This is a genomic window from Corynebacterium argentoratense DSM 44202, assembly GCF_000590555.1.
Classification (GTDB): Bacteria; Actinomycetota; Actinomycetes; order Mycobacteriales; family Mycobacteriaceae; genus Corynebacterium; species Corynebacterium argentoratense.
The window spans coordinates 1,999,569-2,013,196 of sequence record NC_022198.1; the positions used below are offsets into that span (position 1 = coordinate 1,999,569).

Genomic DNA, 13,628 nt, shown 5'->3' on the forward strand with positions numbered 1-13,628 from the left:
CCAAGCATCCCCGGAATTGTGATTTTTCTCCAAGCCTCACAACTTCCAAACGGACACAATCGGACATAAACTATGCCTTATAGCAGGAAACCGCGCAATAGTAATACCAACCACAAAGGAGTAACCACTATGGTGTCACTCATCGTAGCGGCGCACGACAAACTCGCGCCCGCACTCATGGGCACCGCCACCATGATCCTCGGCCCCACAGAAGGCGTCACAACCGTCACCTTCATGCCCGGCCAAGGCCCCGACGACCTCATCGCCGAATACGAACAAGCCACCCAGGGCACCAACCCCGACGACGGCGTCCTCATCCTCGTGGACCTGTTCGGCGGCAGCCCCTACAACGCCGGCGCACGATTCGCCGCCAACCACCCCAACGCCGACGTCGTCAGCGGCGTCAACGTACCCATGCTCATGGAAGTACTCGCCGCCAACAAACGCGACGGCGCCACACTCGACACACTCGTCGACAAAGCCCTCAAAGCAGGCACAACCGGGGTGCGATCCTTCAAACGCGGCAAACCAAAAAAGAAAACCACACCCGCCGCAACCACAACCGAAACCAACGCGACGTCATCACCCAAAAACGACACCACAAACAGTGACGCCGCGGGGGCCATCGATCCCAACTTCCCCAAAGACCCCAACCACACCATGAACTGCGTGTTCATGCGCATCGACAGTCGCCTCATCCACGGGCAAGTCGCGGGTTCCTGGGTCAACCACGTCGGGCCACAAACCCTCATCGCCGCCAGCGACAGTGCCGCCAACGACGAACTACGCAAAGAACTCCTGCTGCAGGTCGGTCCCGCCAGCGCACGCACCAACGTGCTCGGCGTCGATAAAACCATCCGCGTCTACTACAACCCCGACTACGAGGGCATGAAAACCATGATCGTGGTCGAACAACCCGAAGACGCACTCGCCCTCATCAAAGCGGGCATCACCGTCAAGGAACTCAACGTCGGCGGCGTGACCTTCAAGCCCGGAATGAAGCAGGTCAGCGAAGCGGTGTACGCCAGCGACGAACACCTGGCTGTCTACAAAGAACTCGCGGACATGGGTGTGCCCATGATCCTCCAACAGGTACCCAACTCCCACCGCACGGAGCTCATGGGCGCCCTCAAGCAGAAAGGCCTCATCTGATGAGCACAATCAGCTTCATCATGGTGGTGCTCGTCGCACTAATCGCCGGCATGGCGTCTGTGTGCGATGAACGCCAATTCCACCGCCCCATCGTTGCCTGCACCCTCATGGGGCTGGCGATGGGCGACCTCAAAACCGGCATCATCCTGGGCGGATCCCTAGAGCTGATCGCCCTGGGTTGGATGAACGTGGGCGCCGCCATGGCCCCCGACGCCGCGTTGGCCTCCACCGTCGCAACCGTGCTGGTCATCGCATCCGGCATGTCCATCGCCGAAGGCATCGCCATCGCCGTGCCACTGGCCGCAGCCGGCCAAGTGCTCACAATCTTCGTGCGCACCATCGCGGTGTTCTTCCAACACCAAGCTGACAATTACGCGCAGAAGGGTAGTTTCCGCGGGGTCGAGATGATGCACTTCTCCGCACTGTTGTTGCAGGGTTTGCGCGTCGCCATCCCCACCGCGATTATCGCAGCGGCCGCTAAGACCACCGCGGTTGCAAGCTTCCTCGATTCCATTCCGGAGGTCATCACGGTCGGCCTACAGATCTCTGGTGGCTTCATCGTGGTTGTTGGTTACGCCATGGTCATCAACATGATGAAGGCCCGCATCCTCATGCCGTTCTTCTTCCTCGGTTTTGTTCTTGCGGCGTTCATCCCCGACCTCAACCTGGTTGGTTTGGGCATCATCGGCGCCTGCCTGGCCTTGGTGTATGTGCAGCTCAACCCCATGTTCCACGACCGTATCGCCATGCCGGCCCGCGCACGCGTCGGCGCCAACTACGACAACGAGCTCGAGTAAGGAGCGCTCACAATGTCTACGTCTACCAACAATGACAAAGTAGTCCAGGCCGCACAGCCGGATGCCCCGGTCGACGCTGCCACCTCAACCGCCGAGCCGCAGCTGACCAAACGCGACGTCATCGATACATACATTCGCTCGACGTTCATGCTTGGTTCCTTCAACTTCGAACGCATGCAGGCCATCGGCGTGGCAGTCACGATGATCCCCGCGATCAAACGCTTCTACCACACCAAAGAAGACCAGGCAGCAGCCATGCGCAGGCACCTTGAGTTCTTCAATACTCACCCGTGGATCGCCTCGCCGATTTTCGGTGTGACCGCCGCAATGGAGGAGCAGCGTTCGCGTGGCGAAGAGATTGATGACGCCGCGATCACCAACGTCAAAGTCGGCCTGATGGGTCCGCTGGCTGGTGTCGGCGACCCACTGTTCTGGGGGACGGCGCGGCCCGTGCTGGCTGCGTTGGGTGCGTCGCTTGCGATCCAGGGCAACATTTTGGGCCCGATTATCTTCTTCTTCGGCCTGAATCTGATCCGCTTCGCAACCCGCTGGTATGGGTTCCGGGTGGGTTACGAAAAGGGTGTGCAGATCGTCGGTGAGGTCTCTGGTAACACCTTGAAGCGGCTGACTCAGATGGCGTCCATCATGGGTCTGTTTGTGATGGGTGCGCTGGTCAGCAAGTGGACGTCGATCAACATCCCGTTCGTGCTCAGCGAGTACGACAACCAGGCCGGCGAGCACGTGGTCACCACGGTTCAGTCCATTTTGGATAGTCTGCTGCCTGGCCTTGTGCCGCTGCTGATGACCTTTGCCTGCATGTGGCTGCTGCGCCGCAAGATCAACGCCATCTGGATCATTTTTGGCATGTTCGCCATCGGCATCCTGGGTTACTGGGCAGGTATCCTCGCACCATGATCCAGCTATCCCCGGCACGCCTGCTGGCCAGTGATCTTGATGGCACGATCCTGTTTCAGCGCACCATGAGCAACAATGACGTCGCGTCGCTGAAGCGGTGGCATTCGCAGGAGCCTGCGGGTTCGCATCAGTTGGTGTGTTGCACCGGCAAGTCACTTGCTGCGACTCGGTACTGCATTGATCAGTTTGGTGTGCCGTGGGATTTTTATGTGATGTACACGGGTGCGGTGGTGTGCGACAGTGACTACCGCATCTTGCATGCCTCTACTTTGGGCAACGATGTGATGCTCGAGGTGTGGGAGTTTTTGTCCCGCGTCCCCGGTATCGCGGTGTATGCCACCACGTTAGACACGGAGGATGTGTCCTTGGGGGAGTCCTTGCCGCAGGGGGTGGCAACCGACATGATTCAGACGTTCGTGCCCTTGGACCTGGCGCGTATCCCGGAGCATCAGTTCGTAGGTGTTCCCATCTGGGTTCCCGCAGAGGCCGCGCAGGTGGGCACCGATATAGACGACCTGCAGGCACAGATCCTTGCCCGTTTCGGTGACGTGTTGGATTGCCACCGCAACCAGGACTTTTTGGACATCGTGCCGAAGGGTGCGACCAAGGGCAGCGGCCTGCGATGGCTCTTGGATTACTTGAGCACAGGGGAGTGCCCAGGGGCGGGGGAAGGCGCGGTGCAAGGCGTGCAGGAGAGCGCGGCCTGCGATGGCGGCCGGGTGGAGTTGCTGACCGCCGGCGACAGCTTCAATGACCTTGATATGCACCGCATCGCCGACATCTCCGCCAGCTTCCCGCACTCCCCAGCAGAGGTTCAGGCCGCCACCACCCACGTGGTGGGCAGCATGGCCGAATTCATCGACTTAAACCTCAAGCACTAGTTCCACCGCCCTAGCTGAAGCAGGCATCCCACCAGCACTGAAAAGGAACACCACAATGGCTACGAATAATCCCGGCGGAAACCCCGGCGCGACACCACACCATGGACGCAACCCGAAGGGGGATGGGCAAAAGTCCTTTATGGAAACGCTGCGGGAAGTCGGGGGCAAAGAACTTGACCCGCGGCGTCATGAATCCGATCTTGTTGTCTCCGTTGCGGGTGTCGTTACTGGTCTGATGATCGCCGCGATCGCCGTATACAAGTGGTTTCCGGTGGTCAGCGTGGTGTTTTTGGTGTGCGCGCTGATCGCTCTGTGGGGTCGGTGGGTGATCCGCCGGCAGGTACTGCGCGACGTCGCCGACCTTGCGACCGCGAAGGAAGGGTTCGCTGCCACCGGGCAGGAGGAGTACCGGGAGTTTGTGCGGCTGCGCAGCCAACAGATGCTCACCGACAACAAGGCGCTGACCGCCTACGGCCGCTCGGTGGTGCAAGATTACGCCCAGTGGGCCGGGTGAATTTTTAGATTTTTGCGGGGTTTGTGCCAAAATCTGTTCATTTTGGCCTCCCAGAAAACAGCGACCTGGGGAAATGCTGCGGCGGTAAGCCTAGTTGCACACATTTTGGCACAGTGCGCTCGCTGACGGCCGCCGCCAGCCTCCCCACTGGCCGCAGCGGAGTGGCTAAGCCTTTCCGGAAGCCTCAGCGGCTTCGGCGGCGTCGAGGTCTTCTTCGATAGCTTCGATCTCGTAGCCCATCGGGGGCTCTTGGATTTCGGATCGGGAAATCTTGCCCTTGGCCAGCTTGTTGAGAACCATGGCGATCGCGCCGTCGCCGGTGACGTTGCAGGCGGTACCGAAGCTGTCGATCGCGATGTAGGCGGCGATCATCAGGGCAACCATGTTGTCGTCAAAGCCGAGGTTGGAGGCCAGAAGGCCGGTGGCTGCCATGATCGCACCGCCGGGGACGCCCGGGGCGGCAACCATGGTGATGCCCAGCATGAGGATGAAGCCTAGGGCGGTGCCGAAGGTCAGGGGGATGTCCGTCATGTACATGATTGCGAAGGCGAACAGGCTGATCTTCAGCATGGAGCCGGACAAGTGCGTGGTGGCGCACAAGGGGATGGAGAAGCCGGCGACGGTGGGGGAGACGCCGTTTTTCTTGGCGCATTCGTAGGTCACGGGGATGGTGGCTGCGGAGGAGGAGGTGCCCAGGGCGGTGACGTAGGCGGGCATCATGGTCGCGAGTGCCTTGAAGGGGTTGCGGCCTGCGAATACGCCGGCGATGAGGAATTGCACGACGAGCAGCAGGATTGTCATGACGATGGCGACGAGCAGCACCTGGGCGAACCCGGTGAGGGTGGCGGTGAGGTTGCCGTTTTTACCCATGGAGATGAACATGCCGCAAATGAAGATCGGGAGTAGCGGGATGATGAATTTGGAGATGACGCGCATGATGACGCGCTCAAGGTCGCGGACGACGTGGTCGAGTGCGTCGGATTTCACAGCGGTCATTGCGGTGCCGAGAGTGAAGGCCAGCAGCAGCGCAGTCATGACGCCCATGGGCGGCGGCATTTCGATGCTGAAGTAGGGGCTCAGTGCGCCTTCGTCAACGTCAACTGCGGCGATGAGGGATTGTCCGGCGAGTAGTTTGGGGTAGAGCAATGACGCCGTGCCGAAGGCCAGGAGGCCTGCGAATACGGTGGATGCGTAGGCGATGCCGGTGGTGACTGCGAGCCATTTACCTGCGCCTTTGCCGATGCCGGAGATGGCGGGGGTGATCAGGGCGAAGATCAGTACGGGGATGAAGAATCCGAGGAAGTTGCCGAAGAGGCCGTTGAAGGTGACGAAGGCTTTGGCAATGCTGTCCGGGAGGATCTGGCTGCCGATGATACCCAGCACAATCGCGACGACGATTTTGAATAACAGTGAACTGCTGAGGCGTTTTAAATCCATTTTAATGGCCTTAAATATTCTTTTTGATTAATAGTACGAACGGTAGATTACCAGCTACTTGGGCATAGTCAGGCACTGAACTACACTTATTTACTCATGATGGTTAACGTACTTGTTGCTTCAGTGACTGGCATCGCCGCTGCGGCGCAACTTGTCGCCGGTGGTCTCGCGTGGAGTGGTAAGTTGCCTGGTAATGGCGTGGTGGGGCTCAATATTCCTGAGGTTCGTACCTCTCGTGAGCGTTGGGACGCTGCCCATCGTATCGCTGGTCCGTTGTGGACGCTGTCGGGTGTGGCTTTGGTTTTTGCCACGCTGATTGCAGTTGTTGCTAGTGGTTGGATGTGGTTGGCTTTCGCGTTCGCGTTGTTGTGCGCGGTGGTTGCGCAGGGTGTTGCGGGGTATATGGCTGCGCGTTCTGCGGCTGTGTGGGCGATGCGGGATGAGATTGAGGCTTCGCGTAATGACGCCGGCTGTGGTGACGGTGGCGGGTGTGGTTGCTGTGGCGATGGCGCCGCGGAGGCTTCGGAAGAGCCTTATGATCCTTCGAAGGATTGTGGGGTTGCTGGGGGTTGTGGCTCTTGCGCGCTGAATGGCAGTTGTGAGCAGTCGGCTGCGGCGCCGCTGGCTGGTGGCGGTCACGTTAATGTTGACGCCGTGTTGCGCGCGGCGTCACAAAGCGATAACTCGCAGCGGTGAGTTGCGGCGCGGTGGCTGCCCCTGCTGCTGGTCGTTTGCGGCGGCAGGTGTATAGTTGGACTCATGTTGAAATTGAGCTGGTGGCGCCCGGTCTAGCGGGCACGTTTGCGCACTAGCCTTGTGGCTCGCATCCTCGGTTTTTCTCCGAGCGTGCGGGCCACTTTTTTTAAATGCACCTTTATTTTTAGGAGTCTTGTCGGATGATCGTTGTTGAGCGGCCTGTCCGCTATCACCAGTCTGCTGCGGAGTTGTTTGCTTCGTTGGGGGCTGCCAGCACTGGGGATGCGGTGTTGTTGGAGAGTGCCGACATTCAGTCGAAGGAGGGGTTGAAGTCTATTGCGATTTTGCGGGGCTCCGTGCGGATTACGTGCCAGGGCAACCGTGTTGTTGCGGAGGCGTTGACTCCGAGTGGTGTGGATATTGTTCGGCGTTTAGCGCAGCAGTTGCCTGATTATGTTGATTCTTCTGGGACCTCTGAGATTTCTGGGGGCGATGACGCCGCGGTGGTTGCGGTTTTTGTTTTTCCGGATGTGTCGGCGTCGGTTGCTGTGGATGAGTTTGAGCGTTTGCGTCAGACTAATACGTTGGAGCCTTTGCGTTTGTTGCAGCAGGATTCTGGTTATGAGGATCCGGAGTTACCGTTTTTGGGCGGCGGGTTTGCGTTTGATTTTTTGGAGTCTTTTGAGGCTTTGCCGCGTGTGGAGCAGGGCACTAATTTCTATCCGGATTATCAGTTTTTGAATGCTGAGATTTTGTTGACGGTTGATCATCAGAGTCGGACTGCGTTTTTGCGGGGGGTGTGCATTCCGGAGCAGCGTGATGTGTTGGCGGGGGATTTGGATGCGTTGGTTGCTCAGATTGAGGAGGAGTTGACGGGTGGTGACGCCGCGGGGGTGACTGCCCCTGTCGATGCTGCGGGTTCTTCCGTGCAGGCGCGGGCGTCGATGAGTGATGCCGAGTTCCGCGATGTTGTTGAGCAGATGCAGAAGTACATTTATGAGGGGGATATTTATCAGGTTGTTCCTGCTCGGGCGTTTACGATGCAGTGCGAGGATGCTTTTGCTGCGTATAAGTCTTTGCGTGCGTTGAATCCTTCCCCTTACATGTTTTACGTTCGGGGCGAGGTTGATGGGAAGCCTTATGAGTTGTTTGGTGCTTCGCCAGAGTCGAATTTGAAGTTTAATGCAACTTCTAGGCAGGTGGAGTTGTATCCGATTGCCGGTACCCGCCCACGCGGTGCGGATCATGAGTTGGATATTCGGGCGGAGCTTGAGTTGCGCACGGATGCCAAGGAGATCGCCGAGCACACCATGCTGGTTGATTTGGCGCGTAATGACTTGGCTCGTGTTGCGGTGCCGGCGACTCGCCAGGTTGCGGATTTGTTGCAGGTTGATCGCTATTCCCGCGTGATGCATTTGGTCAGCCGGGTGGTTGCGACACTTCGCCCAGAGTTGGATGCGCTGGATGCGTATCGTGCGTGCATGAATATGGGCACATTGACGGGTGCGCCGAAGCTTCGCGCTACAGAGTTGCTGCGGCAGACGGAGGGGAAGCGCCGTGGTTCCTATGGTGGCGCAGTGGGCTACCTGCAGGGTGGGGGAGATATGGATACATGCATTGTGATTCGTTCGGCGTTTGTGGCTGATGGTGTCGCCACGGTTCAGGCCGGCGCTGGTGTTGTGCGTGGTTCCCAACCGCAGTCGGAAGCAGATGAGACTTTGCATAAGGCCTTCGCTGTGCTGAATGCGATTGCGCAGGCCCAAGGTAGTGATGTGGAGGTGCTTCGATAATGAGCGCTCGGATTGTATTGATCGACAACCAGGATTCCTTTGTATATAACCTGGTGGATGCTCTTGCGGTGGCGGGGTTTGAGTATGTGGTGTACCGCAACACCATCGAGCCTAAGGTTGTATTTGATTACAAACCTGATTTGATTGTGCTCAGTCCCGGCCCCGGCCACCCTCTGGAGGCCGGCAGCATGATGGAGATCATCAAGCAGGCCTATGGCACCATCCCGATCCTCGGCATCTGTCTCGGCTTCCAAGCTCTCCTCGAGCACTTCGGCGGGGACGTCCGCCCCGTCGGCCCCGTACACGGCGTCTCTGACATCATGGAGCTCACCGAGGAGGGTGTTGCCAGCGGCCTGTTTGAAGGCCTGACGATCGATTCCGGCCCAGATCTACCCGGCGTCATTGGTACAAAAGTTCCTGTCGCCCGCTACCACTCGCTGGGCTGCACAGACATCCCCGAAGCACTGCTGTCCTTAGCGACCTGCACCAGCGATGCAGGCACCGTCACCATGGCGGCACGCACGCGGGACAACATGGCCATCGGCCTGCAATTCCACCCAGAGTCCGTGCTGACACCGTCCGGACCGCACATTATTAACCGCTGCGTCGAAGCATTAAGCACAACGTCTACCCAACCCGCTGCCAAACCAAGTAACGCAGACGCTACACACAAGGCCGACACTGCCGACACTAAGGAATAGTCATGATGAACACTCAACCCTCGACCACCGCAAACGCCGCTGCGAACACCACCCCGGAGCAGCTCTTACACACCCTTTTGATGGGCCAGCAGCTGGGTGCCGAGGACACCACCTCTGTCTTCCGCGCGCTAGCGGCTGGCGCGTTTAGCCCCACCCAGATCGCCGCGCTCCTCGCAACGCTGCGAACCCGCGGTGAAACACCGACAGATATTACCGGCGCGGCGCAGGCCTTCATCGAGGCCGCACGCCCGTTCCCGGTCACGGGTTCGCCTCTTATCGACTGCGTGGGCACGGGAGGGGATGGCGCAAACACCATTAACATTTCCACCACCGCCGCGTTGCTTGCTGCCGCTGGTGGTTTGCAGGTCGTCAAGCACGGCAACCGTTCGGTGAGTTCCAAGTCGGGTGCGGCGGATGTACTCGAAGCCCTGGGGTTCGACCTTGGGCAGGATCCTGACGCCGCGTCGCAACAGCTGGCAAGCAGCGGTTTCTGCTTCCTGTTTGCACCGGGCTACCATCCCGCCTTCGCCCACGTGATGCCCGTGCGCAAGGAGCTCGCCATCCCGACGATCTTCAACGTCCTCGGCCCCCTGCTCAACCCGGCGCGGCCCGCCTTGCAGCTGATGGGCACCGTGCGCCCGGACCTTGGTCCCATGCTGATCGAGTCTATGCGCAATCTTGGTCGGGAGCGTGCCCTGGTGGTGCACGGGTCTGGTACGGACGAGGTCGCTGTGCACGGCTCTACTGATGTATGGGAGCTGCGTGATGGCGAGATCACCCAGTACAGCATCACCCCCTCTGACTTGGGCTTGGGAACCTACGATTTGTCCGATCTTGTTGGCGGCGAGGGTAGCGATAACGCCCAAGTTGTGCGCGATATTTTCGCAGGAACTGCCAGCGAGGCCCATCGGGATGCAGTCCTCGCCTCCGCCGGTGCACTGTTCTACCTCGCGGGTGCTGCCGACAGTTGGGCTGATGGGGTCGCTGCGGCACGCGACGTCATTTCTTCCGGGCGGGCTGCCACGTGGCTCGCACAGTTTTCTACCGCAGGGGAGCGCGCATGAGCAATCACACCGCAGGCCTTCCGACAGTGTTGGAGGAGATCGTCGCAACCCGCCGCACCCACCTTCCCGAAATCCGGGCGCGGGTGGCTGGTGTGGAGCCCGAGCCGTCAACGCGTTCGCTGTTCGATAGCCTCAACCAGGGGCTCGGCGGCCGGCGTTTCATCATGGAGTGCAAGTCCTCCTCGCCCTCGTTGGGTATGATCCGTGAGGCTTATAATCCGGGCGATATTGCTCGGATCTATAGCTGTTATGCTGCGGGTATCTCGGTTTTGTGCGAGCCCACGCGCTTCGGCGGCAGTTATGACCACCTCGCGACGGTCGCGGCCTCGACCCATCTTCCGGTGTTGTGTAAGGATTTTATTATTGACGTCGCGCAGGTGAAGGCCGCGCGCGTGTACGGCGCGGATGCGATCTTGTTGATGCTGTCTGTGTTGTCGGATGAAGAGTATCGTCAGCTGAGTGCTGAGGCAGAGCGTTATGGCCTCGACGTGCTGACGGAGGTTATTGACGCAGACGAGGTAGCTCGTGCTATCGCCCTGGGCGCGAAGATTTTTGGTTGCAACAACCGCAATCTTCATGATCTGTCGATTGATCGCGGTCGCACGGCACGGTTGGCTCCGCTGGTCCCCGCTGGCGCTGTCTTTATTTCAGAGTCGGGTATCCGGACTAATGAACACGTTAAGGACATCACCCGTTTTGTTAACGGCTTTTTGGTCGGCTCCCAACTGACAGGGGAGTCGGACGTTGATCGCGCCGCCCGCGAGTTGGTGTACGGCCCCACCAAGGTGTGTGGTCTTCGCACGCCGAGTGCCGCCCAAGCCGCACGCGCAGCAGGCGCCACATACGGCGGCGTCATTTGTGAATCCGCCTCGCCCCGCAATGTTTCACGTGAAACAATCGAAAAAATCACGGCGGCCGAGCCCGGCCTGACCTACGTAGCCGTCAGCCGGCGCACGGAAAACTTCTCCGAGTTGAATAATCTGCCCGAAGTAGACGTTCTACAGGTGCACGCGCCAAACGTCACTGTGTCAGAGGAACTGGATTTGATCGCTCGTGCTAGGGCGGAGGCTCCAGATCTTCAGATCTGGCGCGCGGTCAACATGGCCGACCCCCAGGCGCACACTATCATTGAGGCGCTCGTAGACCAGGGCATCGTCACAATGTTTGTCCTCGACAACGGCAACGGAGGAACAGGTAACCACTTCGACTGGTCGAGCCTGAACCTAAGCTCCGAAGTGTTGTCGCGCTGTCTGATCGCCGGTGGCATCGAACCCGATAACGCGGCGGCCGCCCTTTCTACTGGCGTCGCTGGCGTCGACCTCAACTCCGGTGTCGAATACACCGCAGAGGTCGTCGCTGGTGCGCCCGAGCTAGCCCACCATAAAGACCCTTCCCGTATCCGTGCAGCCCTTGAAGCAGTCCGCACGTTCACCCCAAGCCACTAGGAGTCCGCAATGAACGAACACCTTAACCCCAGCGGCAACCCAGACGGCGTTGCCCCCATCCTCAACCCTTACTTCGGTGAGTTCGGTGGGCAGTACGTGCCCGAGCTTCTCATCCCGGCGCTCGACCAATTGGAGAAAGCCTTCGTCGACGCGATGGATGACGAAGACTTTTGGGAGGAGCTCCGCGGCTACTTCCGCGACTACCTCGGCCGCCCGACACCGCTGACCGAATGCTCCAACCTTCCCCTTGATCGCACCCTCGACCTCAGTGCTCCCGCCTCCAGGGTAGGGGAGCGGAGTGAGTGGACGCACCGTGCGGGTGAGGGAAAAGTTCGCATCTTCCTCAAGCGCGAAGACCTCGTGCACGGTGGCGCTCACAAGACCAACCAGGTCATTGGCCAGGCCTTGCTCGCTAAGCGCATGGGCAAGACCCGCATCATCGCAGAGACCGGCGCGGGCCAGCATGGCACCGCAACAGCACTCGCCTGCGCACTGCTCGGTCTCGACTGTGTAATCTACATGGGCGCCGAGGACGTCGCCCGCCAGCAGCCCAACGTCTACCGCATGGAACTGATGGGCGCGAAGGTCGTCGCGGTCGATAGCGGATCTGGCACGTTGAAGGACGCCGTCAACGAAGCCCTGCGCGACTGGACTGCAACCTTCCACGAGTCTCACTACCTCCTCGGCACCGCAGCTGGTCCGCACCCATTCCCGACCATCGTCCGCGAATTCCACCGCGTCATTTCCACCGAGGCCCGCGCCCAGGTGATCGAGAAGACCGGTGGCCTGCCGGACGTCGTCGTCGCCTGCGTAGGTGGTGGTTCCAACGCCATCGGCATTTTCTCTGACTTCATCGATGACGAGGGCGTTGAGCTCATCGGCGTTGAACCCGCGGGTGAAGGTCTGGATACCGGCCACCACGGCGCCCCAATCCACGCTGGCGACATCGGAATCCTGCACGGTGCACGCAGTTACCTGATGCGCACCTCTGATGGCCAGGTGGAGGAGTCCTACTCGATCTCCGCCGGCCTTGACTACCCGGGCGTCGGCCCACAGCACGCGCATCTGCATAAGTCCGGCCGCGCACAGTACGTGGGTATCTCCGATCGTGAGGCTCTGCGCGCATTCCAGGTGCTGTCCCGTCACGAGGGCATCATCCCCGCCCTGGAGTCCAGCCACGCATTGGCCTACGCCCTCAAGCGCGCTGATAAGGCAGTAGAAGAGGGTAAAGAATTGACCATCGTCGTCTCCCTGTCCGGCCGTGGCGATAAGGACGTCGACCACATCCGCCGCACTTTAGAAAGCCACCCCGAGTGGGTTTACAACCCGGAGGAGAACTAACATGTCCCGTTACGATGCCCTTTTTGCCGCGCTTGATGCCAAAAACGAAGGCGCTTTCGTTCCCTTCGTAACCCTCGGTGATCCGAATGAGGAAGCCTCGTATCGCATCATCAAGGCCCTCATCGAGGGTGGTGCTGATGCCCTGGAGCTCGGCGTTCCCTTCTCCGATCCGGTCGCTGACGGCCCTACCATCCAGGCGGCGCACATCCGTGCACATGCTTCGGGTATTGATGTTGACGCCGCGTTGCGCGTTGTACGCAGGATCCGTGACGAGCATGCAGATATTCCGATTGGCTTGCTGATCTACGGAAACGTCGCCTTTGCTCGCGGTACCGAGCAGTTCTACCGGGACGTCGCCCAGGCCGGTGCCGATTCAGTACTCCTGCCCGATATTCCGGTTCGCGAGGGGGAGTCTTTCGCGCAGGCAGCTACAGCAGCCGGGGTCGATCCGATCTTTATCGCACCGCCTAACGCTAACCCTTCCACCTTGGAGGGGGTAGCACGGCTCTCCCGGGGTTACATCTACGCAGTATCCCGCGTGGGCGTGACGGGGGCTGAAAAGGAATCCTCGACCGAGGGCCTTTCCGACGTTGTCGCCAACCTCAATAACTTTGGGGGAGCGCCGGCGTTACTCGGCTTCGGCATTTCCACACCCGCCCATGTTGCGGACGCCATCGCCGCGGGTGCTGCCGGAGCCATCACCGGTTCCGCAGTTACCGCGATCGTCGCAAAACACTGCGAGCAACAAGAGGACGGACACTGGGCTGTTAAAGATGACGGTGCGCTCCACGATGATATCATCGCTTACGTTCAGCAGATGAAGGCCGCCACCGCGCGCACCTAAATTCCCTATCCTCTATTCCCCATGTTTCACGTGAAACATGGGGATTTTTTT

Annotated in this window: 13 protein-coding genes; 12 read left to right on the top strand and 1 reads right to left on the bottom strand. The window is 59.7% G+C overall.

Annotation, left to right across the window (positions count from 1 at the left end; genetic code table 11):
- The first annotated feature begins 129 nt into the window (after positions 1-129).
- The 5 genes from CARG_RS09310 to CARG_RS09330 are packed head-to-tail and all read left to right on the top strand — an operon-like array spanning position 130 to position 4,259.
- The gene (locus CARG_RS09310) at positions 130-1,152 is read left to right on the top strand and encodes a mannose/fructose/sorbose PTS transporter subunit IIA (RefSeq protein ID WP_021012398.1); all 1,023 of its coding nucleotides are present in this window, start codon (positions 130-132) and stop codon (positions 1,150-1,152) included.
- Entirely contained in the window at positions 1,152-1,949 is a 798-nt protein-coding gene (locus CARG_RS09315; protein ID WP_021012399.1) for a PTS mannose/fructose/sorbose transporter subunit IIC, read from the top strand. The genes CARG_RS09310 and CARG_RS09315 overlap by 1 nt, the downstream gene beginning before the upstream one ends.
- 12 nt (positions 1,950-1,961) lie before the next feature.
- On the top strand, positions 1,962-2,864 hold the full coding sequence (locus CARG_RS09320; protein WP_021012400.1) for a PTS system mannose/fructose/sorbose family transporter subunit IID: 903 nt from the start codon (positions 1,962-1,964) through the stop codon (positions 2,862-2,864).
- A complete protein-coding gene (locus CARG_RS09325; protein ID WP_021012401.1) occupies positions 2,861-3,745 on the top strand; it encodes an HAD hydrolase family protein in 885 nt (294 codons plus the stop codon). The genes CARG_RS09320 and CARG_RS09325 overlap by 4 nt, the downstream gene beginning before the upstream one ends.
- 55 nt (positions 3,746-3,800) lie before the next feature.
- Positions 3,801-4,259: a hypothetical protein gene (locus CARG_RS09330; RefSeq protein WP_021012402.1), complete on the top strand. Its 459-nt coding sequence runs from the start codon at positions 3,801-3,803 to the stop codon at positions 4,257-4,259.
- A 165-nt stretch (positions 4,260-4,424) separates the two neighbouring features.
- Here the strand turns inward: CARG_RS09330 and CARG_RS09335 are convergent, their stop codons facing one another.
- The gene (locus CARG_RS09335) at positions 4,425-5,696 is read right to left on the bottom strand and encodes a dicarboxylate/amino acid:cation symporter (protein ID WP_021012403.1); all 1,272 of its coding nucleotides are present in this window, start codon (positions 5,694-5,696) and stop codon (positions 4,425-4,427) included.
- Positions 5,697-5,792: 96 nt separating this feature from the next.
- Between CARG_RS09335 and CARG_RS09340 the strand changes: the two genes are divergently transcribed.
- From CARG_RS09340 to trpA, 7 genes are all read left to right on the top strand, one after another.
- On the top strand, positions 5,793-6,392 hold the full coding sequence (locus CARG_RS09340; protein WP_021012404.1) for an SdpI family protein: 600 nt from the start codon (positions 5,793-5,795) through the stop codon (positions 6,390-6,392).
- A 200-nt stretch (positions 6,393-6,592) separates the two neighbouring features.
- A complete protein-coding gene (locus tag CARG_RS09345) occupies positions 6,593-8,182 on the top strand; it encodes an anthranilate synthase component 1 (RefSeq protein ID WP_021012405.1) in 1,590 nt (529 codons plus the stop codon).
- Positions 8,182-8,883 carry a glutamine amidotransferase-related protein gene (locus tag CARG_RS09350; RefSeq protein WP_021012406.1) on the top strand — a complete coding sequence of 234 codons (702 nt, stop codon included), beginning with the start codon at positions 8,182-8,184 and terminating at the stop codon, positions 8,881-8,883. The genes CARG_RS09345 and CARG_RS09350 overlap by 1 nt, the downstream gene beginning before the upstream one ends.
- A 5-nt stretch (positions 8,884-8,888) precedes the next feature.
- Positions 8,889-9,947 carry an anthranilate phosphoribosyltransferase gene (trpD, locus tag CARG_RS09355; protein ID WP_081761745.1) on the top strand — a complete coding sequence of 353 codons (1,059 nt, stop codon included), beginning with the start codon at positions 8,889-8,891 and terminating at the stop codon, positions 9,945-9,947.
- The gene (trpCF, locus tag CARG_RS09360) at positions 9,944-11,392 is read left to right on the top strand and encodes a bifunctional indole-3-glycerol-phosphate synthase TrpC/phosphoribosylanthranilate isomerase TrpF (protein ID WP_021012408.1); all 1,449 of its coding nucleotides are present in this window, start codon (positions 9,944-9,946) and stop codon (positions 11,390-11,392) included. Before trpD ends, trpCF begins: the two co-directional genes overlap by 4 nt.
- A gap of 9 nt (positions 11,393-11,401) precedes the next feature.
- Positions 11,402-12,733, top strand: coding sequence for a tryptophan synthase subunit beta (trpB, locus tag CARG_RS09365; protein WP_021012409.1), 1,332 nt, complete (start codon positions 11,402-11,404; stop codon positions 12,731-12,733).
- A gap of 1 nt (position 12,734) precedes the next feature.
- Positions 12,735-13,577: a tryptophan synthase subunit alpha gene (gene trpA / locus CARG_RS09370; RefSeq protein ID WP_021012410.1), complete on the top strand. Its 843-nt coding sequence runs from the start codon at positions 12,735-12,737 to the stop codon at positions 13,575-13,577.
- The last annotated feature ends 51 nt before the right edge of the window (positions 13,578-13,628 follow it).